We start from the raw sequence: 24,064 nt of genomic DNA on the forward strand, positions 1-24,064 counted from the left end.
AACCGGCAGCGACAATATCGATATTGGAGAGTGAAACCGATGGCCACCGACTACGACGCCCCGCGTCGCGACGAGGTCGACCTCGGCGAGGACAGCCTGGAAGAGCTCAAGGCCCGGCGGGTCGACTCACAGTCGGGTGCCGTGGACGTCGACGAGGCCGAGGTGGCCGAGAGCTTCGAGCTGCCCGGCGCCGATCTGGCCGACGAGGAGCTCACGGTCAAGGTCCTCCCGATGCAGCAGGACGAGTTCCGGTGCGCCCGCTGCTTCCTGGTCCACCACCGCAGCCAGCTGGCGGTCGAGCGCAACGGCGACCTGATCTGCCGCGAGTGCGTCTGATCCCGGCCGGGGACACCAGCGGCGGCCTCCTCGACGGGGCCGCCGCTGTTCGAGCCGCCGCCGTGCGCGCTCGGCCGGGAGCTGCTTGACTCGTACGGGCGGCTGCCACGCCGCGCGGAGCAGGAGGGCGGACGGGTGAGCGAGCGCAGCGAAGAAGGCGGCCCGGACAAGCCCGGCCCGGACGTACCGGGCCCGGACAGCCCGGACACCGCGGAGCTGGGCGCCACCGTCGCCGCCCTGACCGCCGACGACATCGCGCCCGCCCGCCGGCGGCAACTGCTGACCCGGCTGGTCGGGCAGGCCCGCGCCCGCGGGATCACCGACCTGTTCAAGCCCCGCGCGGCGGTGCGCTGGATGACCGACACGGTCGCCGAGGTCGCCCCGCACGTGCCGATCCGCGACCTCGCCACGCTGCGGCGGCACTTTCCCGGCCTGGACGACGAGGCGCTCGCCGACCGGCTGGTCCGCAACGCTTCCCGCGCCACCGCCGGAGTCGGTGCCGCGGGCGGCGGGGTCGCCGCCGTCGAATGGGCGGTCACGCCCACCCTGCTCTCCGCTCCCGTCCTGCTGGCCGCCGAGACGGTGGCCGTGGTGGCGATCGAGCTGAAACTGATCGGGGAACTGCACGAGGTCCACCGGGTGCCGCTGCCGCCCGGCGGCACCGGCCGTGCCGTGGCGCTCGTGCAGTCCTGGGCCACCCAGCGAGGGGTCAACCCGATGATGCCGGGCGTCGGGGTGAGCGCGGTGCTCGGCACCGCCGCCCGCCGGGAACTGCGGGACAGCCTGATGCGCCGCTTCGGGCGCAACCTCACCACGCTCGGGCCGTTCCTGACCGGCGCCGCCGTGGCCGGCTACCTCAACCGCCGGGCCACCCGCGCGCTCGGCGAGCAACTGCGCAAGGACCTGCGGCGTACCGCGCGTGCCCTGCCGGAGGCGCCGTCCTGACCGGTCCCGGGCCGAGCCGGGCCGTGGCGGGCCGAGCCGGGTCGCGGTGGGCCGCGGCGGGCCGCGGTGGACGGTCAGGCCGCGTCGCGGGCGGCCAGCAGGGCGGTCGCCAGCTGGACCGGGTGCCGCGTGCTGACCACCCAGAACGGCGTCGGGTCGGCCGGGTCGTCCAGCACCACCTGCACCGCGCCACCGATCCACGGCCGCTGCACCACGAAGGCGAGCGGGTCGGAGCCGACGCCGAGCACCTCGCGCCGGCCGGCCGCGTCCAGCGGCACCACGTCCGCGACGTACCGCACCGGCAGGTGGGCGTCGTCGACCCGCAGCTCGCCGTCACGCACCTCGACCCGGATCCGGCCCAGCCACCACAGTGCGGCCACCGCAGCGGGGATCAGCAGCACGAACGGCAGCCAGGCGCGCACCCCGGTCGCGCCCATCCAGAGCTCGACCGCGAGCAGACCGGCCGCGGCCAGCCCGGCCGGCCAGGCCCACCAGGGCAGCCCGAGACGCTCCGCGTACGGCGCGGCGGTGGCCGTCGGGGCGGCCGGAGATGACGACTGACGCACACAGACGAGGGTACGGCGCGCGAGCGGCCCGGCAACCGGCAGGATGGCAGGGACACCCCGCAGGACCGGACGGAAGAGGATGACCGTGACAGACGTCGTACCCGTGCCCGTGCGGCTGCTCGACCCGGAGCTGCCACTGCCGGCGTACGCCCATCCCGGCGACGCCGGTGCGGACCTGGTGGCCGCCGCGGACGTCGAGCTGCCCCCCGGCGGCCGGGCCCTGGTGCCCACGGGCGTGGCGGTGGCGCTGCCGGACGGCTACGTCGGGCTGGTGCACCCCCGATCCGGACTCGCGGCCAGACTCGGCGTGACGGTGCTCAACGCGCCCGGTACGGTCGACGCCGGCTACCGGGGTGAGATCCTGGTCAACCTGATCAACCACGATCGGGACACGCCGGCCAAGATCAGCCGGGGTGACCGCATCGCGCAGCTCGTGGTCCAGCGGGTCGCCCGGGCCGAGTTCCGGCCGGTGGCCGAGCTGCCCGAGTCCCGGCGTGGCACGGGCGGGCACGGGTCCACCGGCGGGCACGCCGGGCTGGTCCCGGCGCCGTCCGGCGGGCAGAGCGAAGAGGTGGCAGGGTGAGTGTGAACAGCGGAGGGTGGGCGCAGTGATCTTCTCCCGGAAGCGGGCCGACGAGGCGCGTGACAATGGGGTCCTCGACGCCGAGGAGACCCCGTCGGCGCCGGACCGCGGCCCGTACGACGTCAGCGAGGCCCCGGAGGCGCCTCGCCTCGACCTGGGCAGCCTGCGGATCCCGGCGGTGCCGGACGTCGAGGTGCGGGTCCAGGCCGACCCGCAGGGCGTGATCCAGCAGGTCGTGCTGGTGCACGGCCAGAACGCGCTCCAGCTCGGCGTCTTCGCCGCGCCCCGCTCCGAGGGCATCTGGGACGAGGTGCGCGAGGAGATCCGCCAGTCGCTCGTCAGCGACGGCGCGACCGCCCAGGAGGTCGAGGGGGAGCACGGGCCCGAGCTGCGCGCCCGCGTGGGTACCCCGGACGGGCCGACCGACCTGCGGTTCGTCGGCATCGACGGCCCGCGCTGGATGGTGCGCGGCGTCTTCCAGGGCGCGGCCGCCACCGACCCGGCCGCCGCCGGCCCGCTCGCGGCCTGCCTGGACGGCCTGGTCGTCGACCGCGGCCAGGAGGCCAAGCCGGTGCGCGAGCCGCTGCCGCTGCGGCTGCCCCGCGAGGTCGCCGAGCAGCAGGCCGCCGACTCGCAGGAGGTCTGATCCACACGTGCCCGGGCCCGGCGTCGTACCGGCGCCGGGCCCGCGGCGTGTCCGGTCCCGGCCGGCGGTACGCGCCACGCCGCTCCCGCCGGGCGGCCACTGCGCGTACGCTGGCGGGACGGTTCCGCCGCCCGCGGGGCCCCGCTGTGGAGAGGGTGACGCGGAGGTCATGACGACCGACGAGAGCCGGGGGTCGCTGCGGCGGCTCCTGCACCGGCTCACCGCGAGCGAGGCCGAGATCGAGGCGCAGGAGCTGCGCCGGGAGAGCGCCGAGTCCGGCGGCACGCCCGCCCACCAGTGCAACAGGGGTCAGGTGGTGTCGGTGGCCGGGCGGCTGCGTACCGTCGTCTACACGCCCCGCACGAACCTGCCCACGCTGGAAGCCGACCTCTACGACGGCAACGACGTGGTGACGCTGGTCTGGCTGGGCCGCCGGCACATCGCCGGGATCGAGCCGGGCCGGCACCTGACCGCGCGCGGCCGGGTGGCGGTGCGCGACGACCGCAAGGTGATCTACAACCCGTACTACGAGCTGGAGTCGCCGAAGTGACGACCGGACAGCAGCACACCCCGTCGGGTCTCGGCCCGCAGGACGAGGAGCGGCTGCCCAGCCTCGCCGAGCAGATGGCCGACCAGCTCGGCGGATGGCGCGGGCTGGTCGAGTCGAGCATCCCGGTGGTGGTCTTCGTGATCGCCAACGTGATCGGCGAGCTGCGCCCCGCCGTGTACGCCTCGGTGGCGGTGGCGCTGCTGATCGCCGGGCTGCGGCTGGCCCAGCGCAAGCCGGTGCGGCACGCGGTCAACGGGCTGTTCGGCGTCGGCGTCGGCGCGCTGCTGGCGCTGCGCACCGGCGACGAGCGCGACTTCTACCTGCCGGGCATCCTCTACGGCATCGGGTACGGCCTGGCGCTGCTGCTGTCGGCCGCGATCCGGCAGCCGCTGGTCGGCTGGATCTGGTCGGTGCTGGTCGCCAAGGGCCGCTCCGAGTGGCGCGACGACCCCAAGCTGGTACGCACCTTCACCCAGCTCACCGTGCTGTGGGGCGTGGTGTGGCTGGCCAAGGTCGGCGTACAGGCCGGGCTCTACCTGGCCCACCAGGACACCGCGCTCGGCGTGGCCCGGCTCGCCCTGGGCTACCCGCCGTACGCGCTGCTGCTGCTGATCACGGTGTGGGTGGTGCGCCGGGTCACCCGGGAGACCGCACCCACCCCGCTACCAGGCTCCTGACGCCGCCGCCTCAGGCACGGTCGCGGTGCCGGTCCGCGCTGGGCGGGCCGAGGATCACCGCGCGCACGTCGTCCTCCACCGCCGCAGTGCAGACGAACACCAGCTCGTCGCCGGCCTCGATCGGGTCGTCCGGGGTCGGCACCAGCACCCGCTTGCCGCGCACGATCGCCACCAGCGCCGCGTCCCGGGGGATCGGCACCGCGTGGATCGCCTGCCCCACGTAGGGCGCGGTCGGCGGCAGCGTGATCTCGACCAGGTTCGCCTCGCCCTGCCGGAACGTCATCAGCCGGACCAGGTCGCCGACGGTGACCGCCTCCTCGACCAGCGCCGCCATCACCCGCGGCTTGCTCACCGCGACGTCCACGCCCCACTGCTCGGTGAACAGCCACTCGTTCTCCGCCCGGTTGACCCGGGCCACCACGCGGGGCACCGCGAACTCGGTCTTGGCCAGCAGGGACACCACCAGGTTGACCTTGTCGTCGCCGGTGGCGGCCACCACCACGTCGCACCCGGCCACGTCGGCCTCCTCCAGGCTGGCCAGCTCGCACGCGTCGGCGAGCACCCAGTCCGCGGCCGGCACCCGGTCGGGCCGCAGCATCTTCGGCTGCCGCTCGATCAGCATCACCTGATGGCCGTTGTCGATCAGCTCCTGGGCGATCGAGCGGCCCACGTTGCCGGCGCCGGCGATGGCGATCCGCATGGCTCAGTGCCCCCCTTCCGGCGGCGCCGCCGCCACCGACGTGACCGGGCCGTTGATGTCGTCGGTCACCAGCATGTAGACCTGGTCGCCCTCCTGGATCACGGTGGAGGCGGTGGGCAGCGTGCCGATCCCGAACCGGTTCAGGTAGGCCACCCGGGCGCCGACGGCCTGCTCCAGCTGCCGCAGCGGACGGCCGATCCAGTCCTTGTGCACCGGCACCTCGATGATCGAGACGGTGCTCGTCGGATCGCGGAAGATCTCCACGTTGCCCTCGGGGACGAGGTGGCGCAGCATCCGGTCGGCGGTCCACCGGACGGTCGCCACGGTGGGGATGCCGAGCCGCTCGTAGACCTGGGCGCGGCGCTGGTCGTAGATGCGGGCCGCGACCCGGGACACGCCGAACGTCTCCCGGGCCAGCCGGGCCGAGATGATGTTGGAGTTGTCGCCGCTGGACACCGCCGCGAACGCGTCGGCCCGTTCGATGCCGGCCTGACGCAGCACCTCGCCGTCGAAGCCCGCCCCGGTGACGGTGATGCCGGCGAAGTCGGGCCCGAGACGGCGGAACGCGTCCGCGTCCTGGTCGATCACCGCCACCGAGTGTCCACGCGACTCCAGGCTGTGCGCCAGGGTCGACCCGACCCGCCCGCAGCCCATGATCACCACATGCACGGTGTCCGCTCCTCCCACGGCGCCGCCCGCCGACCCGTCGTCTGCGAGCCTGCCACGTCCCCCTGCCGGACGGGGGACCGAACCGTACCGCGCGGCCGCACGCGGGGGAGATCGACCACCCCAGCGCCCCGGACCCGGTGGTCGTACGCTTGGCGGTTGTGGCCCGACCCACCTCGCTGCTGAAGCGACTCCTCCTCGGTCGACCGTTCCGGTCCGACCGCCTCCAGCACACCCTGCTGCCGAAGCGCATCGCGCTGCCGGTCTTCGCCTCGGACGCGCTCTCCAGCGTGGCGTACGCCCCGGACGAGATCCTCCTGACGCTGTCCATCGCCGGCGCCTCGGCGTTCATCTTCTCGCCGTGGGTCGCGCTCGCGGTCGTCGTGGTCATGCTGACGGTGGTGGCGAGCTACCGGCAGAACGTGCACGCCTACCCCTCCGGCGGTGGCGACTACGAGGTGGCGACTGTCAACCTCGGGCCCAAGGCCGGCCTCGCGGTGGCGAGCGCGCTGCTCGTCGACTACGTGCTCACGGTCGCCGTCTCGGTCTCCTCCGGCGTGGCGAACCTCGGCTCGGTGGTGCCGTTCGTGGCCACCCACAAGGTGCTCATCGCGGTCAGCGCGGTGGTGCTGCTCACCGCGATCAACCTGCGCGGCCTGCGTGAGTCGGGCACCGCCTTCGCCATCCCCACGTACGGCTTCGTGATCGTGATCGGCGGCATGCTGCTGACCGGGCTGATCCGCGTCTTCGTGCTCGGCGACGACCTGCGCGCGCCGAGCGCCGGCCTGGAGATCCAGGCCGAGCACAGCGTCACCGGGTTCGCGCTGGTGTTCCTGCTGCTACGGACGTTCTCCTCGGGCTGCGCCGCGCTCACCGGCGTGGAGGCGATCTCCAACGGCGTACCGGCGTTCAAGAGCCCGAAGTCGAAGAACGCGGCGACCACGCTGCTGTTGCTCGGCGGCATCGCGGTGGCCATGCTCGTCGGCATCATCTGGCTGGCCCGCCTCACCGGCCTCCAGTTCGTCGAGGACCCGCGCACGCAGATCATCTCCGGCCCGGACGGGTACGTGCAGAAGACTGTCACCACCCAGCTCGGCGAGACCGTGTTCGGCGGTGGCTCGGTGCTGCTCTACGTGGTCGCCGGGATGACCGCGCTGATCCTGTTCCTGGCCGCCAACACCGCCTTCAACGGCTTCCCGGTGCTCGGCTCGATCCTCGCGCAGGACCGCTACCTGCCCCGCCAGCTGCACACCCGCGGCGACCGGCTCGCGTTCTCCAACGGCATCCTCTTCCTGGCCGTCTTCGCGATCGTGCTGATCATCGGTTTCCAGGCCGAGGTCACCAAGCTCATCCAGCTCTACATCGTCGGGGTGTTCGTCTCGTTCACGCTCTCCCAGGCCGGCATGATCCGGCACTGGAACCGGCACCTGCGCCGCGAGCGCGACCCGGAGGCGCGCCGCCGCATGCTCCGTTCCCGGGCGATCAACACGTTCGGCATGGTCATGACCGGCGTGGTGCTGATCATCGTGCTGGCCACCAAGTTCCTGCTCGGCGCCTGGATCGCGATCGTCGCGATGGCGGTGATGTACGTGGTGATGCTCGGCATCCGCCGGCACTACGACCGGATCGCCGAGGAACTGGAGCCGACCGAGCAGCGGGGCGTGCTGCCCGCCCGCAACCACGCCATCGTGCTGGTCAGCAAGCTGCACAAGCCGACGCTGCGGGCCGTCGCGTACGCCCGGGCCACCCGGCCGGACACGCTCACCGCGGTCACCGTGAACGTGGACGAGCAGGACACCCGCGACCTCCAGGCCGACTGGGAGCGCCGCGAGCTGCCGGTGCCGCTCACCGTGATCGACTCCCCGTACCGGGAGATCACCCGCCCGATCCTCAACTTCGTCGCATCGGTGCGTCGTGAGTCGCCGCGCGACGTGGTCACCGTCTTCATTCCCGAGTACGTGGTGGGGCGCTGGTGGGAGAACCTGCTGCACAACCAGAGCGCGCTGCGGCTCAAGGGGCGGCTGCTGTTCGAGCCGGGCGTGATGGTGACCAGCGTGCCCTGGCAGCTCGCGTCCACCGCCGGCAAGAACCTGGACCGGCTGGACGCCACGCTGAGCCGGGGCCCGGCGCGCGGCCCCCGGGTGGCGCCGCAGAGCACCCTGCCGCCGCCGGTGGCGTCCACGCCGTCCGCCGAGAGGGAGGAGCGCTCGTGAGCGCGGTGGAGCGCCCCGGTCCTGCGTCGGTGGACCGGCCCGGGCTGGAGGAGGCCCAGCGGGTCGAGCTGACAGTCGACGCGGTCGCGCCGGGCGGGCACTGCGTGGCCCGGGTCGGCGGGCAGGTGGTCTTCGTCCGGCACGCGCTGCCCGGTGAGCGGGTGGTGGCCGAGGTGACCGAACTGCACCGGGGCTTCGCCCGCGCCGATGCCGTGGAGATCCTCACCGCCTCGCCGGACCGGGTCACCCCGCCGTGCCCGTACGCCCGTCCGGGCCGGTGCGGCGGCTGCGACCTCCAGCACGTCGCCCCGGCCGCCCAGCTCGACTGGAAGCTCTCCGTGGTGCGCGAGCAGCTCACCCGGCTGGGCGGCCTCACCGCGGAGCAGATCGACGCGCTCGGCGTACGCATCGAGGCGCTGCCCGGCGGGCCGCTGGGCTGGCGCTCCCGGGTCCGCTACGCGGTCGACGCGGCCGGCCGGGCCGGGCTGCTCAAGCACCGCTCGCACGAAGTGGTGCCGATCGACAGGTGCCTGATCGCGCACCCGGCGATCCAGGATCTGCCGGTGCTCCCGCCGACCGGTGCCCGCTGGCCGGACGCCGACGCGGTGGAGACGGTCGCCAGCACCGGCGGGGACGTCGCCGTGGTCGCGTACACCGATGGGGTTCCGACGGCGGTGAGCGGGCCGGAGCGGGTCCGGGAGACGGCGGCCGGGCGTTCCTTCACGCTGCCCGCCTCCGGGTTCTGGCAGGTGCACCCGGCCGCGGCGGACGCGCTGACCGGCGCGGTCCTCGACCTGCTCGACCCGCGGCCGGGGGAGACGGCCTGGGACCTGTACGGCGGGGCCGGCCTGTTCGCCGCCGCGCTCGCCGAACGGGTCGACGGGGCCCGGGTGACGCTCGTCGAGTCGGCGCCGGACGGGGTGGCCGCGGCCCGGCAGAACCTGGCCGACCTGCGCGCCGTCGAGGTGGTCGCCGCGCGGGTGGAGGCGGCGCTGTCCCGGCGCCGGATCACCGGACCGGTCGACCTGGTGGTGCTCGACCCGCCGCGCTCCGGCGCGGGCGCGCCGGTGGTCCGCGGTGTGGTGGCCGCCGGGCCGCGTGCTGTCGCCTACGTGGCCTGCGACCCGGCGGCCTTCGCCCGGGACGTGCGCACGTTCGCCGAGGCCGGGTGGCGGCTGGCCGCGCTGCGCGGCTTCGACCTGTTCCCGATGACCCAGCACGTGGAGCTGGTCGGCCTGTTCCTGCCTCCACAGCGTTGATCTTGTCCCCGGCTCCGCGCGTTGATCGCGTTGATCGCGTTAATAAGGGGCCCTTCCACTACCGGATCCGTTAAGAAGGGGCCCTTCCTTGCGCATCGTCGGGCTGATGTCGGGCACGTCCTACGACGGCGTGGACGTGGTGGCGGCCGAGTTCACCGCCGACGGCGACACGCTGCGGCTGCGGCCGCTCGGGCACCGGGAGCTGGCGTACCCGGACGACCTGCGGGCCGAGATCGGCGCGCTGCTGCCCCCGGCGGCCACCACGATCGAGGCGGTCTGCCGGCTGGACAACCGGCTCGGCGAGGTGTTCGCGGAGGCGGCGGCGGCCGGCGTCGAACTGGCCGGGGGCACCGCCGACGCGGTGGTGTCGCCTGGGCAGACGGTCTTCCACTGGGTCGAGGACGGCCGGGTACGCGGCACGCTCCAGCTCGGCGCGCCGGCCCGGGTTGCCGCCCGGGTGGGCGTACCGGTGCTGCACGACCTGCGCTCGGCGGACGTCGCGGCCGGCGGCCAGGGCGCGCCGCTGGTCCCGGCGTTCGACGCGCTGCTGCTCGACCCGGAGGCCGGTGCCAGGGCCGCGTTGAACCTCGGCGGGATCGCGAACCTCACGGTGGTCGCGCCCGGGGCGCCGGTCCTCGGGTACGACGTGGGCCCGGCGAACGCGCTGCTGGACGCCGCCGCCCGGCGCTTCCTGGACCGGCCCTGCGATGTCGACGGCGCCCGCGCCGCGGCCGGCCGGGTGCACGCGGCGCTGCTGGCCCGGCTGCTCGCCGAGCCGTACTACGCCGCGCCGCCGCCCAAGTCGACTGGTAAGGAGCTGTTCCACGGCGGCTACCTGGACGCTGCGCTGGCCGCGCTCGGGGAGCCGGTGGCGGCCGACGACGTGCTGGCCACGCTCACCGAGCTGACCGCGCGCACGGTGGCCGGCGCCTGCGACCGGCACCGGGTCACCGAGGTGGTGGCCGCCGGCGGGGGAGTGCGCAATCCCACACTCCGGGCGCGGCTGGCAGCCCTGGGCGCGGGACGCTGGCGGTTGCGCACCACCGACGAGCTGGGCGTACCGGCCCAGGCCAAGGAGGCGTACGCGTTCGCGTTGCTGGGCTGGCTGTCCTGGCACGGGCTACCAGGCGCGGTGCCGTCGGTGACCGGGGCGTCCCGGGCCGCCGTGCTCGGCTCCTGGACCCCTGCGGGCCCGTCCGTCGCCGCGCCGCGCCCACCCGCGCCCCGGCGGCTCGTGGTGGACGCCTGACCTGGGTCGATGCACGGCCAGGCTGCGGACTGTTCCGCGGCCGATAGACTCTCCGGTCATGAGTGTTGAAGAGGGCACGGCCAACCACGGTCGGCTGCTGGGCACCGTCCGCGGCCCGCAGGACGTGAAGCGGATGACCGCCGAGCAGCTGGACATCCTCGCCGCCGAGATCCGTGACTTCCTGATCGCCAAGGTCTCCCGCACCGGCGGCCACGTCGGCCCCAACCTCGGTGTGGTCGAGCTGACCCTGGCGATGCACCGGGTCTTCGACTCCCCGCGTGACCGGCTCCTCTTCGACACCGGCCACCAGGCGTACGTGCACAAGATCCTCACCGGCCGGCAGGAGGGCTTCGACAAGCTCCGCCAGCGCGGTGGCCTCTCCGGCTACCCCAGCCAGGCGGAGAGCGAGCACGACCTGATCGAGAACTCGCACGCCTCCACCGCCCTGTCGTACGCCGACGGCCTGGCCAAGGCGTACGCGCTGCGCGGCGAGAAGCGCTCAGTGGTCGCCGTGGTCGGCGACGGCGCGCTCACCGGCGGCATGTGCTGGGAGGCGCTGAACAACATCGCCACCGCCGGCAACCCGCTGGTGATCGTGGTCAACGACAACGGCCGGTCCTACTCCCCGACCATCGGTGGCCTCGCCGACCACCTGTCGTCGCTGCGGCTCAACCCCGGCTACGAGAAGGTGCTCGACACGGTCAAGGACGCGCTCGGCAACACCCCGTTCGTCGGCAAGCCGATGTACGAGGTGCTGCACGCGGTCAAGAAGGGCATCAAGGACGCGGTCGCCCCGCAGGCCATGTTCGAGGACCTCGGCATCAAGTACGTCGGCCCGGTCGACGGTCACGACGTACCGGCGGTCGAGGCGGCGCTGCGCGCCGCGAAGAACTTCGGCGGCCCGGTGATCGTGCACGCGGTCACCCGCAAGGGCTACGGCTACCGTCCCGCCGAGGACGACGAGGCCGACTGCCTGCACGGCCCCGGCGCGTTCGACGCCGAGACCGGCAAGCTGCTCGCCGTGCCGTCGGTGAAGTGGACGAACGTCTTCGCCGACGAGCTGGTCGCGATCGCCGACGAGCGCCCCGACGTGGTCGGCATCACCGCCGCCATGGCCGAGCCCACCGGCATCGCCACGCTCGCCCGCAAGTACCCGGAGCGGGTGTACGACGTGGGCATCGCCGAGCAGCACGCGGCCACCTCCGCCGCCGGCCTCGCCATGGGCGGGCTGCACCCGGTGGTCGCGGTCTACGCCACGTTCCTCAACCGGGCGTTCGACCAGGTCCTGCTGGACGTGGCCATGCACAAGCTGCCGGTCACGTTCGTGCTGGACCGGGCCGGCATCACCGGCCCGGACGGGCCCAGCCACTACGGCATCTGGGACATGTCGGTCTTCGGCGTGGTGCCCGGCCTGCGGATCGCCGCGCCCCGCGACTCGGCGACGCTGCGCGAGGAGCTGCGCGAGGCGGTCGCCGTGGACGACGGCCCGACCATCCTGCGCTTCCCGACCGGCGCCGTCGCCGCCGACCTGCCGGCCGTACGCCGGGTCGGCCCGGTCGACGTGCTGGCCGAGTCGGCGCGTACCGACGTGCTGCTGGTAGCGGTCGGCTCGTTCGCCGGCCTCGGCGTGGAGGTCGCCGCCCGGGTCGCCGAGCAGGGCTACGGCGTGACGGTGGTCGACCCGCGCTGGGTGCGCCCGGTGCCGGCCGAACTGGTCGAGCTGGCATCCGCGCACCGGCTCGTGGTCACCGTGGAGGACGGCGTACGCATCGGCGGCGTCGGCTCGGCGCTGGCCCAGGCGATGCGCGACGCCGACGTCCGCGTACCGGTCAAGGACCTCGGCGTAGCGGCCGACTGGCACCCGCACGGCAGCCGCGCGCAGATCCTGGCCGACCTGCGACTGACCGCCCAGGACGTGGCGCGCGACGTCACCGGCTGGATCTCCGGCCTGGACGCCGCCCCGGTCGACCCGGCCACAAACGGAGCCCGAGCCCAGAGCTGACCTGACCTGCCCCCCACCCGCGCCCTCCGCGCCGGGTTTCCGCGTCGATCTTGCACTTGCGGCCCTCCTGATGTCGGCTTCGCCCGATCAGGGAGGGCCGCAATCGCAAGATCGCCGGATGTCTGGGGTCGAGGGAGGGGTCGTGGAGGTACGCGAGGCGGGGCTGGGCGGCGGCGATCACCTCGGCGCACAAGCGGGTGCGCTGCGCCATCGTGGACGGTGCCCTGGCCGGCGTGCTGGCCCTGGGGTCGCCGCACTCCTCCGACCTGGATCCGCGGACGACCGCGCAGCTCCATCCACGTCGACCCGGAGATGTGGGGACGAGGCGTGGGTGGTGCGCTGCACGCTGTTCGTAGGGCACCTCGAGGACGATGGACTGGCGCTGGGCGTGCTGGAGGTGTGGGAGCGCAACACCCGGGCCCGAGCCTTCTGCACCCGCCCCGATTCCGTCGATCTTGCACTTCCGGCCCCCAGATTGCCGGTTATGCCCTGTTCAACGGGGCCCCAACTGCAAGATCGCCGAGTCGCGCCAGCCCTGCCCCTGCCCCTGCGCCCGCCTTGGCCCGCCCCGTTGACCAAGGAGTTTGGGGGCGTGGAGGGACTCCCGGGTGACACAAACTCCTTGATCACCGAGCAGGGTGGATGATCATGAGGTTGGCCGTTCGGGGTGTCCGGTTTGTCGCCGTCAACTTCATGATCGACGGGGTCGGGCCAACGCGGGCGGGGCGGGGAGGGGAAGAGAGGGAAGCGGGGTCAGGGGGTGGGGAGGGAGCGGTACCAGGTCTTCTCGGTGCCGGCCAGGCTGAACGTCTGCCTCTGGTCGGTGTGCTCCACGACCACCAGGCCGGGACGGTCGACCAGGCGGGTCGTGCCGGGCGGGGCGGAGAACGAGGCGTCCCGGGTACGCCACGACAGCACCGCCAGCGGCCGGCCCGGCATCGGCAGGTGGTACGCCTGGAGCGTGGTGGACCGGTCGGCGGGGGAGACCACCGGAGTGCCACCGTCGGCGGGCCGGTAGACCACGGCCGTCATCGTCCCGGCCGGCGTCTCCCAGCTGAGCTGCTCCAACTCACCCGGCTCGCCCTCGCCGAGAGCCACCGAGCCGAGCGAACGCGTCGCGATCTTCGCCATCGGCCAGGACTCGGGCGCGGAGCGGGGTGCCTCGCGGTCGCCGATGCGGCGCGGCACGCTGCCGAACGGGCCCCGCTCACCGGCGAGCACGCAGGTGTCCAATCCGGTCAGCGCGCGCTTGCCGGCGCCCGTCTCGTCGCGTACCAGAGGGTAGCGGGGCGCTTCGGTGGCCGTACCCAGGTCGAGGACGCGGTCCGCGGCCCGGCCGCGCGGCAGCGACGGTGTGGCCCGCAGCGTCGCGGTCAGTTCGACGGCCCGGCAGTCCGGTACGGCGACCGGGTCGGTGACGCCGTCGGTGGTGCCGAGCACCTTGCCGTCGGGTCCGGTCAGGCGTTCGACGCGGGCCGAGGTGAGGTAGCGGCGGCCGGACGGCTCCCGCACCGGCAGCACGTCGGAGTAGACCAGGTAACCGGGGTCGGTGTACTCGGTGGCGTGGACGACCCGCCAGCGCTGCCCGTCCCGGTCGAGTTGCAGCAGCCAGGAGGCGGACTCGCCGGGCACGTCGGCGGCGACGAGCGCGAGCGCCGACCCGGCGACCTGACCGGAGAAGAGGATGCCGGACGTGGGCACGTGCACCCGGTCGTCCACCGGGGAGCGCCAGTCGCGTACCGCAGTGGTGATCGCGGCGGTGGCCGCGGCGTCGCGGGCCAGGCTGCCGCGCGGCGGCCACACCGCGAGGGTGCCGTCCAGGCTGTCGTAGCCGACCCGCAGGTCCGCCGGCTGCCGTTCGGCGACCGGCCCGCAACCGGCCGTGACCAGCAGCAGAGCTGCCAGCGCGATGCCCGTCGTAGCGCCTCGGCGGGCTGAAAGCACCCTGATCCCCTCGCCGGTCGTCGGTCGGAAGCCCACATGGTACGAGACGACCGGTCACCCGGCCGCGCCCGGCTCACCCTTTCGGCCGATCGGCCACTGCGGAACGTGACGGGCGATTCGGGTACCAATATCCGGCTCCGGTAGACTCCGCCGACTGTGACGCCTGCCGAGACCCGCGGCGCCTCGACGCCGGACGCCGCCGCCCCGACGGGCCACCGCGCCGTCACCCTGGACCCACCATCGGTCACCATCACCGCCGAGCCGGAGCCGGCCACCACGACCACGCCGACCACACCCGAGGCATCGGCCACGCCGGGCGCGCGGCGCGCGCCGGTGGCGGTGGACGCGCCGCCGGATCGACCTCACCGTGTACGGCGGATTCCTGCTCGCCGCGATCTGGGTCACCAGCGGCATCTGGGTCGACCCGGCCGGACGGGTCGCCGCGCTCTACAGCAGCGACCCGGCGCAGGTGCAGTTCTTCCTCGCCCACTCGGTGCGGGTGGTGCTGCACGGCGAGTTCCCGTTCTTCACCGAGCAGTTCAACTACCCCGACGGCGTCAACCTGATGGCGAACACCGCCATCCTGGCGCTGGGCATCCCGATGGTGCCGGTGACCCTCCTGTTCGGACCGGCGGTCTCCTTCGTCACGCTGGTCACGCTCGGCCTGGCCGGCACCGCCGCCGCCTGGTACCGGGTGCTGTCCCGGCACCTGATCCGGCACCGCCCGGCCGCCGCCGTGGCGGCCTGGTTCTGCGGGTTCTCACCGGCCATGCTGTCGCACGCCAACTGGCACCCGAACATCATCAGCCAGTTCCTGCTGCCGTTCATCGTGTGGCGGGTGCTGGTGCTGACCCGGTCGGCCCGGCCGGTACGCGACGGCGTGCTGCTGGCGCTGCTGGTCACCGCGCAGGCGTTCATCAACGAGGAGATCCTCCTCTTCACCGCGCTGGCCCTGGGCGTGTTCCTGATCGCCGTGGTGGTGCAGCAGCGGGAGCGGTGGACGACCGCGTGGCGGCCGCTCGGCGCCGGGCTGGCGGTCTGCGCGGCGCTGGCCGGGGCGCTGCTGGCGTACCCGCTGTGGGTGCAGTTCGCCGGGCCGATGGCGTACCACGGGCTCAGCGACGCGGTGCGCGACTACGGCAACGACATCGCCGCGTTCTTCGCGCCCGGCTCGCCCACGTTCGGCGGCAACGAACGCGCCAACGTCAACCTCGCGCCGAACTACTCGGAGGAGAACGCGTTCTTCGGCTGGAGCCTGTCGCTGCTGGTCGTGGGCATCGTGGTGTGGCTGCGGCGGGACGTGATCGTCCGCGCGCTCGCCGCCACCGGGCTGTTCTTCGCCGTGCTCTCCCTCGGCGAGCGGATCTCCTGGTGGGACCGGGAGATCGCCACCGGCCCGTGGGAGCTGCTGGTACGGCTGCCGCTGCTCGACGCCGTGGTGCCGACCCGCTTCGGCCTGATCACCGGCGTGACGGTGGCGATCCTGCTCGCGTACGCGGTCCGGCGCGCCTGGGCGCTGCGCGGCGTGGACCGGCGTACCGCCCGCAAGCTCACCGCCGCGGGCCTGGTCCTCGCGCTGCTGCCGATCGCGCCGATGCCGTTGCAGGTCACCACGCGGGAGCCGGTGCCGGAGTTCATCACCGCCGACAGATGGCGCAAGTACGTCGGGCCGGACCAGACGCTCGTGTCAGTGCCGGTGCCCGCGATGGGCAACACCGACCCGATGCGCTGGGCGGCCAGCACCAACCTCGACTTCAAGATCCCCGGCGGCTACTTCCTCGCGCCGCGCAACGGCGTCACAGGCGACCCCGGGCGCTTCGGCGGCCGCCCCAGCGGCATCGGCGAGATGCTGCGGGAGGTATCGTCCACCGGCCGTACGCCGAAGCTGGACGACCGCCAGCGGCGCCGCTACCTGGACGAGCTGCGGCACTGGAACGCGGCGGTGGTGGTGCTGCCGCGCGACGAGCAGAACGCCGAGCCGCTGCGCCGCACCGTGGAGCAGCTGGTCGGCCCCGGACGGCAGGAGCTGGACGTGTGGCTGTGGGACGTGCGGAAACTGACCAGCCGGTCCGCCTGACCGAACCGGCGGTCCCCGCCCCCGCGCCCCGCCGCCGTCGGCCCCGCCCGGCCGACGTGCTGGTGGTGGCCGGCTACCTCGGTCTCGCCGTGCTGCTCACCACCGGCCAGTGGCGCCGGCCGGAACGGCTGTTCCACCAGGCCGGCGACCAGATGCTGTTCGAGTGGATGCTGGCCCGGGCCGCCCGCGCTGTCACCGGCGGCGAGAACCCGCTGTGGAGCGGCGCGCTGAACGCCCCGGACGGGGTGAACCTGATGGCGAACACGTCGGTGCTCGGGCTGGGCGTGCCGCTCACCCCGGTCACAGTCGTCTTCGGCTCCCAGGCGGCCTTCCTCGTCGCCGTGACGCTCAGCCTCGCCGGGACCGCCACCGCCTGGTACGCGCTGCTCGCCCGCCGGCTGGTCCGCTCCCGGGCCGCCGCCGCGGTGGGCGGCCTGTTCTGCGGCTTCGCCCCGGGCATGGTGGCGCAGGCCGGTGCGCACCTGCACATGGCCGCCCAGTTCCTGGTGCCGGTGATCCTCGCGCTGGTGTTCCGCCCGGCCACCGACCGGGTCCGGCGCGACGGCGTGCTGCTCGGGCTCGCAGTCGCGTACCAGGTGTTCCTCGGCGAGGAGGTGCTGGTCTTCCTGGCGCTGGCCGCCGGGGTGTTCGCCGGGGCGTACGCGCTCGCCGACCGGGCCGCCGCGCGCCGGCTGGCGCCCGTGGTGGCCCGGCGGCTGGGCGTCGGCGCGCTGGTGGCGGGTGTGCTGCTGGCGTACCCGCTGTGGTTCCAGTTCGCCGGGCCGGGCCACTACCGGGGGATGCCGTTCCACACCGAGGGCTACCGGCTGGACGTGGTCTCCTTCGTCACCACCGCCCGGCAGAGCGTCGCCGGGGACGCCCGCCGGGCCGGACTGCTGTCACCGAACCCGACCGAGCAGAACTCGTTCCTCGGGCCGTTCCTGCCGCTGCTGGCCGTACTCGTGGTGGTGCGGCTGTGGCGGCGGCCGCTGGTGCGCGCGCTCGCCGCGTGCGGCCTGCTGTTCGCGCTGCTGTCGCTCGGTTCCCCGGTGGTGGTGAACCGGCACGACACCGGGCTGCCCGGCCCGTACCGCCTGCTCGCCGGCGTGCCGCTGCTGGACCTGGTGGTGCCGGCGCGGTTCGCGCTGGTCTGCGTACCGGTGCTCGGGGTGCTGCTCGCGCTGGCGCTGGACCGGGTCCGGCGCGGCGGCGTGCGCACCTGGGCGCCGTGGGCCGGCGCGGTCGCCGCCGCGCTGCTGCCGCTGGCGCCGACGCCGATCCGCGCGGTGCCGGTCCCGCCGGTCCCGGCCGTGGTGTCCGGCGGCGGCTGGCGGGAGTACGTGCCGCCGGGCCGGACGCTGGTGCCGGTGCCGCCGGTGACCGGGGCGGCGGTCAGCCCCGCCATGTTCTGGTCGGCGCGCACCGCGCTGGCGTTCGACGCGCCGGGCGGCTACTTCATCGGCCCGCGCTCGGCCACCGACCCGGCGGCCCGCTGGGGCGCGCCGGACCGGCCCACGTCGCTGCTGCTGCGCCGGGCCGCCGAGACCGGCCGGGTGCCGCCGGTCGGCGAGACGGAACGCCGGCAGGCGGTCGACGACCTGCGGCACTGGCGGGCGGCGGCACTCGTGCAGGCCGACTCGTCACCGGGCGACCCGGTCCGCGCCACAGTGGACGCGCTGGTCGGCCCCGGCCGGGACGTGCCCGGCGGGTACCTGTGGGACGTCCGCCCGCTCGTCGGCTGACCGGTACCGGGGGTCACACCCGGTCGCGGACGTCCCAGATCCACACGTCGTCGACCCGCTGCGGCGGGCCGAGCAACTCGGCCATCAGGTCGCGCAGCACCGCCTCGCGCGGGCCGGCCCCGAGCACCACCACCGAGGCCCGCCAGAAGCGCAGGTCGTCCACGGCCTGGCGGCGGTTCTCCTCGGTGATCTCCGGCACCTCGTTGGCGTCCATGGTGGAGTAGATGAGCGTGCTGGTGGGGCGGTTCGGGGCGCCGAACACGCCCTCGCCGCGCTCGTTCGGGCCGATGAAGTAGCCGCCCGGGACCGGGAACTCCTGGCCGGTCAGCGCGCTCCAGCGCAGCGTGTGCAGCCCGTGCACGTTGCTGGGGATCGGCACCGGCACGAGCGTGCGGCCCTCCGGCACGTACGGCCGCCAGCCGCCCGCGGTGATGAAGTGCGGCGGCGGGTCGATCCGCTCGGCCGGCAGCGGACGCGGGATCAGCGGCACCACGGCGGCGGCGATGGCGACGAACCCGGCCAGGCGCAGCACCCGGCGGCGCGTGTCGCGCGCGGTCGTCCCGCCGTCGTCGTCCCCGCCGTCGTCGGCGCCGGAGCGGGGGGCGGGCACCGGCGGGCGGCCGGCACCGGCCAGCGTGTCCCACGCCAGGGCGAGCAGCACGCCCACGGCGGCCACCACGACCAGGCTCAACCGGGTCGGCATCATCATCTCGACGAGCGGCAGGTCGTCCGGCACGTACGCCCACGGCCCGTCGATGTCGGTCTCCACGCCGTTGAACCGCACGACCGGACCGATTGAGGCGATCGTGAAGACCACCACCAGCACGGCCAGGATCCGGGCCGGCACCGACCGGCGGACCAGCAGCACCAGCGCGGCCAGCGCCACCAGCACCAGCGGCCAGCCGAACCAGGTGTTCTGCTCGGTCAGCCCGATGGTCTTCTCCACCGCCTCGTCACCGGCGATCGTGTCCCTGGCGAACGTGACGAAGGCGACCAGGTCCTCACCCCAGTTGTGGAAGACGCCGCCCTGCAAGCCCCGGTAGGACTGCGGGCCGTTGAACTGGAACCAGATCGGGTACGCCGTCAGCAGCAGCGCCAGGCCGCCGCCGAGGCCGAGCGCGGCCACGAACGACCCGGCCCGCTCGCGGGTCGCGCGGGGCCGCTGCACCGCGTACGCCACCACGACGACCAGGCAGGCCAGCGCGGTGAGCAGCAGCATCTCCTCGTTGATGAAGATCTGGTACGCCACCAGCAGCCCGAGCGCCAGCCCGTTGCGCCGCCAGCGGCCCGGCTCGCCCAGCCGCAGCACCCGGGCCACGATCAGCGGCAGCAGGAAGTTCGACACGAAGTTGGGCTGGCCGTTGGCGTGGTGCACGATGCCCGGCGCGAAACCGAGGAACGCGCCGCCGACGAACGCCGCGGCCCGGGAACGGACCAGGTGCCGGGACAGCACCCAGTACGACGTGGCGGCGGTCGCGGACAGCGCGGCGCCCAGGTAGAGCGCGTACATCACCTGCGGGCCGAGCAGCAGCGTCAGCGGCGCCAGCGGCAGCGTCACCCCGAGCAGCGAGGTGTTCGCCATCATGTTCACCCCGTCCGGCGCGTTCTGCCGGGTGGTGAACAGCGGGTTCTCGAGGTGCTGCACCGAGTACGCGCCATGGGCGAACAGCCACTCGAACCAGCTGTGGTCGGTGGGCAGGTGCGAGGAGACCCGGTGCTCGACGTCGCCCCAGTAGTTGAGGCAGACGAGAACGCCGAGGAGCACATAGGCTCCGATGGCCAGCACGTCGGCGCGGGCCGGCCGGCGACGGGCGCGGCGTGGCGGGTCGGCCACGACGGCGTCCGCCTCGACGGACGAGGGGTTCAACGAGGGGTCCACCACGGGCACGGCCACGACGCGCCATCGTACAGGCGGTTCGTCACACGGCCGGTCACGGTCGGGCGGCGGCTCGGCGCGCGGGAGAGGATGGTCGTGACCGTCATCGATCTGGGGGAGCTGCGCGACGACGCCCCGCCAGGCCCGGCGCCCCGCCCTCCGCGTGCCGTCGGACGGCCGTTCCGCCTTCTCGTGGTGCTGCTGGTGGCGCTGCTCACGCTCACCGCCGCGACGCCGCCGCGAGGCCCGGTCGAGTGGACGCTGCCCGGCGGGCTGGGATCGGCCGTGTTCGTCTCCGGCGACGTGGTGTATGTGGTGCGGCCGGACCGCGCAGGAGCCGTCAGCGGGCGGGAACTCCTCGCGTACCGGGGCGACCGGGAGCGGTGGCGCAGCCCGCTGCCCGGCGTGGGCACCGCCGTGTCGGTGTGGGAGCAGGACGGCCGGGTGATCGTGGCCGGCCGGAGCGTCGACAACACGGACTGGCAGACGGTGACGTACGACGCGGCCACCGGCGCGGACGTCTGGCGCCGGCCCGGAATCGCGTTCGCTGTGGGCCGGGTGCTGCTGATGCAGTCGGCCGCCTCCGACACCACGACGTCGATCATGGAGGTGGACCCGGCCGACGGCCGTACGGTGTGGACGGCGCCGATGACGGGCGCGCTGGGTTTCGACGTCGAACCGACCGGGCCGGTACGCATGGTGTTGTCCCCGGCGACCGGGCAGACGGTGGTCGTGGACGCGCGCACCGGCGCGCGGCTGGTGGCCCGCGATCTGGACCCGGTACGACGGCCCGGCCCGCGCCGGTTGCAGCTCGCCCGCGGACTGCTGCTGGAGTTCCGCGACGGCGACGGGGCCATCGAGGCGTACGACCTGGACACGCTCCGGCCGCGCTGGACCGTCGCGCGGAAACTCGTCGGCCACGTCGAGAGCTGCGGCGCCCTGCTCTGCGCCGTCGGGCCAACCGGCGGGATGACCGCGCTCGACCCGGCGACCGGCGCCGTGCGCTGGAGCGTGGACCGGTGGGCGAGCGTGGCGGCGGCGCGCGGCGGCCGGTTCCTCGTCGGTACCCCCGACACCGACACCGACGCCGACGGCGGCCTGGCGGTGCTCGACCAGGACGACGGGCGGCTGATCGCCGACCTGCGCGGCTGGACCCTGGTTCCGCAGCACGAGTCGGGCGGCCCGCTGCTGGCGACACGGCCGCTGGGCGGCGGCCGCCGGCTCCTGGCCGAGGTGGGCCTGTCCGGCGATCCGCCCACGATCCGGGGCACGCTCACCGGCACCGACTGCACCACCGGCATGACGCTTCTGGTCTGCCGCCGGCCCGGCGGCGACTACATGGTGCGGCGGCTGACGTGAGCCCGGTGATCGAGCTGGGGGAGATGCGGCACGGCGAGTCCGCCGACGACCCGGCCGACGCACCGCCCCGCCGGCCGCCGGGCCGCACGGCGCGGGTGGCAGTGCTCGGGTGCCTGGTGCTGCTCGTGGTCACAGCCGCCGCCGGGCCGTCGCGACGGCCCGAGCCGATCCGGGTGCCCGCCCCGCAGGGCGCGGCGTTCGTGGTCCTGGCGGATCGGGTGGTGGTGGCCGACGGCCCGGGCGCGATCGGCCGGGGTGGCCGGGTGGTCGCCGCGTACCGGCTGCCCGGTGGGGAACCGGCGTGGCGGTTCGCGCTCACCGACGGCGACCACGTGCTCGGCCTCACCGCCGTGGCCGGGGGACTGCTGGTGACGAGCAGCCCGGCCGGGGACGGCGACTCCGTGTCGGCCATGCTCGACCCGGCCACCGGCACGCTGCGCTGGCGGCATCCCGGCTACCCGGTCCGGACCGCATCGGGCGGGCTGCTGCTGGAGAACCCCCGCCCACCAGGTGCGGGCACCGTCCGGGCCGTGGACCCGGCCTCCGGCGAGGTGCGGTGGACGCTGCCCGTGCCCGGCCAGGAGGTGGGGTACCGCCGCGACGACCACGGGGTGACGCAGCTCGTGCTGGTCACCCCGCAGGGCCGGGTGACCGTGTACGACGCGGACTCCGGCGCGGTCGCGCACACCGGGCGGGTGGCGCCCGCAGCCGATCGCGCCGCCTACCGGTACGCGCAGGTGGTGGCCGACCTCCTGCTGGTCGAGGACGCCCGGGGCACGGTCACCGGATACGGGCTGGACCGGCTCGACGAGCGATGGAGCCTGCCGGTCGGCTCCCGCGCCGGGCTCTGGTTCGCCGACTGTGCCGGGATGGTGTGCCTGCGCGACCAGGTGGGCGGTGCGCAGGCCCTCGACCCGGCCACCGGCCGTCCGGCCTGGTCGGACGAGCGCTGGCTGGGGATGGGCCCGGTAGGCGACCGGCTGATCGCCGCCGAGCGCGGGGTCGGGGAGGAACTGGAACTGTCGGCGCTCGACCCGCCGACCGGCCGCGTGCTGGCCCGGCTGGGGCGCTGGCGCGTCTCCGGCAACGACCTCCCGTCCGGGCCGCTACTAGGGCTGCGCACGCTCACCGAGGACCGGACGCTCGTCGGCGCGCTCGACGTGGCGGCCGGGCAGGTACGGATCCGGGGGATCCTGCCCGGCGCCTGGTCCGAGTGCGCGGACACGGGTACGGAACTGGTGTGCCTGCGACCGACCGGCGGCATGGCGATCTGGCCGGTCGGTCGCTGATCACCAGTTGGCCTGCGCCGGAGGTGGCGGCAGCGGCGTCGACTCGGGCCGCAGCACGTACGCGATCCCGCCGCTGCCCGCCTGCCAGGCGCTCTCGAACGGCCCGCGCGGCACGGTGCGGCGGACCCGCTCGTCGTCCGGGGCGTACGGGTCGTTGAGCACCGGGTCGCCCTCGGCGGTGAAGCCGGCCAGCACCATGAGGTGTCCCCGGGTGTCGTAGTCCAGTCCGGGCACCTGACCGGCGGTGAACGCGGCCGAGACGATCAGCGGGATGCCGGCGGCCACGAACCGTTCCGCCTCGGCCAGCGAGCGCAGCCGGGTGACGAAGGCGTCCACCCCGTGCGTCGCCGCGTACGCCGTGTTGAACGGCCAGTTGCCCGGCCCGCCGAAGGCGTGGTCGTAGCAGTGCCGGGCGGCGTGCACCACCTGCGGACGCGGGCCGGGCGGCGCCACCCAGGCGTACCGGTCCGCTGTGGGTCCGGTGCCCCAGAAGTCGAGCACCATCGACACGCAGGTGGGGCTGCACCAGGAGTCGCCGCCGCCACCCCAGCGGGTCTCCCCGGCGGCGTGCAGCCGCTGCGCGTAGCGCGGCACGTCCAGCACGTGCCCCCACGCGTCGCCGGCCTCCGCGCTGCCGGCCTCAGCGGGGGCGGCCTCCGCGGGGGCGGCCTCCGCGCCGCCGGGCGGGTCGGTCGAGGCGACCACGCCCACGGTGCGCAGCACCGGGCCGGCGGCCGTGTCGAGCCGTCGGAGCAGGGTCACCCGGACCTGCCAGCCGGTCACCGTCGCGCCGGTCACCCGCAGCGTGTCGGCGGCGACCCGCGCCCGGTCGTCCTCCTGCCCGGGTACTGAGGCGCGGTGCACGGCGCTGTCGTCGGCGGCCCAGTGGCCCAGCTCGTACCAGCCGGTGGCGGCCGTGCCGTCGGCCCAGCCGCGCATTCCGACCCGCAGCCAGCAGCCGGGCGGGGTGTCGGCGGTCCACGAGGGCACCAGTTCGGTGACGGTGAAGCCGACGGCCGTCACGGGGGAGGTCCAGGTGCCGGCGGCGTACCCGGCCGTGGTCCCGGAGTGCGGATCGGTGTGCGTGACCCGGCCGGCCGAGCCGTCGAGCGTCAGGCCGTCCGGCCCGGCGCGCAGCCCGTCCGCACGACCCCGGTCCCGGTCCGCCGGGAAGCGGAACCGGCGGTACGCGATGTCGCGGCCGCTCATCGGGAACCCGCCCGGCGCGGCCGTGACCTGTGCCTGCTGCGCTTGTCGATCATCGCCGCCGAGCATCGCGTACCCGAAGGTTTTCTGCAACGGCGGCCCGTGCCGCCGCACGCGGCCGGCTCTCCCGCCGTGCTGTCACCGACCGTAGCCGCAGCGCGCCAGCGGCATGGTCCCCC

At 74.5% G+C, this 24,064-nt stretch carries 20 protein-coding genes; 14 read left to right on the forward strand and 6 right to left on the reverse strand.

The window, feature by feature from the left end; all coding sequences use genetic code 11:
• Window positions 1-39: 39 nt before the first annotated feature.
• Entirely contained in the window at window positions 40-336 is a 297-nt protein-coding gene (locus MICAU_RS07965) for a DUF4193 domain-containing protein (protein WP_013284790.1), read from the forward strand.
• Between the two features lie 216 nt (window positions 337-552).
• On the forward strand, window positions 553-1,281 hold the full coding sequence (locus MICAU_RS07970; RefSeq protein ID WP_174361773.1) for a hypothetical protein: 729 nt from the start codon (window positions 553-555) through the stop codon (window positions 1,279-1,281).
• 74 nt (window positions 1,282-1,355) lie between these two features.
• Here the strand turns inward: MICAU_RS07970 and MICAU_RS07975 are convergent, their stop codons facing one another.
• Window positions 1,356-1,847: a DUF3093 domain-containing protein gene (locus tag MICAU_RS07975; RefSeq protein WP_013284792.1), complete on the reverse strand. Its 492-nt coding sequence runs from the start codon at window positions 1,845-1,847 to the stop codon at window positions 1,356-1,358.
• Window positions 1,848-1,932: 85 nt separating this feature from the next.
• On the opposite strand from MICAU_RS07975, the gene dut reads away from it, so the two are divergent.
• The 4 genes from dut to MICAU_RS07995 all read left to right on the forward strand — a co-directional run bounded on the left by dut (window position 1,933) and on the right by MICAU_RS07995 (window position 4,303).
• Complete coding sequence (gene dut, locus MICAU_RS07980; protein WP_030274559.1) at window positions 1,933-2,430, forward strand: dUTP diphosphatase; 498 nt, start codon at window positions 1,933-1,935, stop codon at window positions 2,428-2,430.
• Window positions 2,431-2,455: 25 nt separating this feature from the next.
• On the forward strand, window positions 2,456-3,076 hold the full coding sequence (locus MICAU_RS07985; protein WP_013284794.1) for a DUF3710 domain-containing protein: 621 nt from the start codon (window positions 2,456-2,458) through the stop codon (window positions 3,074-3,076).
• Between the two features lie 169 nt (window positions 3,077-3,245).
• Window positions 3,246-3,626, forward strand: a complete 381-nt coding sequence (locus MICAU_RS07990; RefSeq protein ID WP_013284795.1) for an OB-fold nucleic acid binding domain-containing protein — start codon at window positions 3,246-3,248, stop codon at window positions 3,624-3,626.
• On the forward strand, window positions 3,623-4,303 hold the full coding sequence (locus tag MICAU_RS07995; protein WP_013284796.1) for a DUF3159 domain-containing protein: 681 nt from the start codon (window positions 3,623-3,625) through the stop codon (window positions 4,301-4,303). The genes MICAU_RS07990 and MICAU_RS07995 overlap by 4 nt, the downstream gene beginning before the upstream one ends.
• 10 nt (window positions 4,304-4,313) lie before the next feature.
• Here the strand turns inward: MICAU_RS07995 and MICAU_RS08000 are convergent, their stop codons facing one another.
• Window positions 4,314-5,003, reverse strand: coding sequence for a potassium channel family protein (locus MICAU_RS08000; protein WP_013284797.1), 690 nt, complete (start codon window positions 5,001-5,003; stop codon window positions 4,314-4,316).
• Window positions 5,004-5,006: 3 nt separating this feature from the next.
• Window positions 5,007-5,672 (reverse strand): potassium channel family protein, encoded by a 666-nt coding sequence (locus MICAU_RS08005; protein ID WP_013284798.1) that lies wholly within the window; start codon window positions 5,670-5,672, stop codon window positions 5,007-5,009.
• A 158-nt stretch (window positions 5,673-5,830) separates the two neighbouring features.
• Between MICAU_RS08005 and MICAU_RS08010 the strand changes: the two genes are divergently transcribed.
• From MICAU_RS08010 to dxs, 4 genes are all read left to right on the forward strand, one after another.
• Complete coding sequence (locus tag MICAU_RS08010) at window positions 5,831-7,882, forward strand: APC family permease (protein WP_030274552.1); 2,052 nt, start codon at window positions 5,831-5,833, stop codon at window positions 7,880-7,882.
• The gene (locus tag MICAU_RS08015) at window positions 7,879-9,141 is read left to right on the forward strand and encodes a class I SAM-dependent RNA methyltransferase (RefSeq protein WP_013284800.1); all 1,263 of its coding nucleotides are present in this window, start codon (window positions 7,879-7,881) and stop codon (window positions 9,139-9,141) included. Before MICAU_RS08010 ends, MICAU_RS08015 begins: the two co-directional genes overlap by 4 nt.
• A gap of 88 nt (window positions 9,142-9,229) precedes the next feature.
• Window positions 9,230-10,390, forward strand: a complete 1,161-nt coding sequence (locus MICAU_RS08020; protein WP_013284801.1) for an anhydro-N-acetylmuramic acid kinase — start codon at window positions 9,230-9,232, stop codon at window positions 10,388-10,390.
• 58 nt (window positions 10,391-10,448) lie between these two features.
• Complete coding sequence (gene dxs / locus MICAU_RS08025; protein WP_013284802.1) at window positions 10,449-12,392, forward strand: 1-deoxy-D-xylulose-5-phosphate synthase; 1,944 nt, start codon at window positions 10,449-10,451, stop codon at window positions 12,390-12,392.
• Window positions 12,393-13,145: 753 nt separating this feature from the next.
• Here dxs and MICAU_RS08030 read toward each other — a convergent pair.
• Window positions 13,146-14,336 (reverse strand): hypothetical protein, encoded by a 1,191-nt coding sequence (locus MICAU_RS08030; protein ID WP_013284803.1) that lies wholly within the window; start codon window positions 14,334-14,336, stop codon window positions 13,146-13,148.
• A gap of 367 nt (window positions 14,337-14,703) precedes the next feature.
• Here MICAU_RS08030 and MICAU_RS08035 point away from each other — a divergent pair, with 367 nt between their 5' ends.
• Together MICAU_RS08035 and MICAU_RS08040 are read left to right on the forward strand one after the other, a co-directional pair.
• Window positions 14,704-16,413, forward strand: coding sequence for a DUF6311 domain-containing protein (locus MICAU_RS08035; RefSeq protein WP_425311440.1), 1,710 nt, complete (start codon window positions 14,704-14,706; stop codon window positions 16,411-16,413).
• The gene (locus MICAU_RS08040; protein ID WP_013284804.1) at window positions 16,371-18,155 is read left to right on the forward strand and encodes a DUF6311 domain-containing protein; all 1,785 of its coding nucleotides are present in this window, start codon (window positions 16,371-16,373) and stop codon (window positions 18,153-18,155) included. The genes MICAU_RS08035 and MICAU_RS08040 overlap by 43 nt, the downstream gene beginning before the upstream one ends.
• A gap of 13 nt (window positions 18,156-18,168) precedes the next feature.
• On the opposite strand, the gene MICAU_RS08045 is transcribed toward MICAU_RS08040, so the two are convergent.
• Window positions 18,169-20,037, reverse strand: a complete 1,869-nt coding sequence (locus tag MICAU_RS08045) for a DUF6311 domain-containing protein (protein ID WP_041799190.1) — start codon at window positions 20,035-20,037, stop codon at window positions 18,169-18,171.
• Between the two features lie 84 nt (window positions 20,038-20,121).
• Between MICAU_RS08045 and MICAU_RS08050 the strand changes: the two genes are divergently transcribed.
• Both MICAU_RS08050 and MICAU_RS08055 read left to right on the forward strand, forming a co-directional pair.
• A complete protein-coding gene (locus tag MICAU_RS08050; RefSeq protein ID WP_244879737.1) occupies window positions 20,122-21,390 on the forward strand; it encodes an outer membrane protein assembly factor BamB family protein in 1,269 nt (422 codons plus the stop codon).
• Window positions 21,387-22,679, forward strand: coding sequence for an outer membrane protein assembly factor BamB family protein (locus MICAU_RS08055; RefSeq protein WP_013284807.1), 1,293 nt, complete (start codon window positions 21,387-21,389; stop codon window positions 22,677-22,679). Before MICAU_RS08050 ends, MICAU_RS08055 begins: the two co-directional genes overlap by 4 nt.
• On the opposite strand, the gene MICAU_RS08060 is transcribed toward MICAU_RS08055, so the two are convergent.
• The gene (locus MICAU_RS08060) at window positions 22,680-23,999 is read right to left on the reverse strand and encodes a C39 family peptidase (protein ID WP_013284808.1); all 1,320 of its coding nucleotides are present in this window, start codon (window positions 23,997-23,999) and stop codon (window positions 22,680-22,682) included.
• Window positions 24,000-24,064 lie beyond the last annotated feature (65 nt).

Source organism: Micromonospora aurantiaca ATCC 27029 (assembly GCF_000145235.1).
GTDB classification, from domain to species: Bacteria; Actinomycetota; Actinomycetes; order Mycobacteriales; family Micromonosporaceae; genus Micromonospora; species Micromonospora aurantiaca.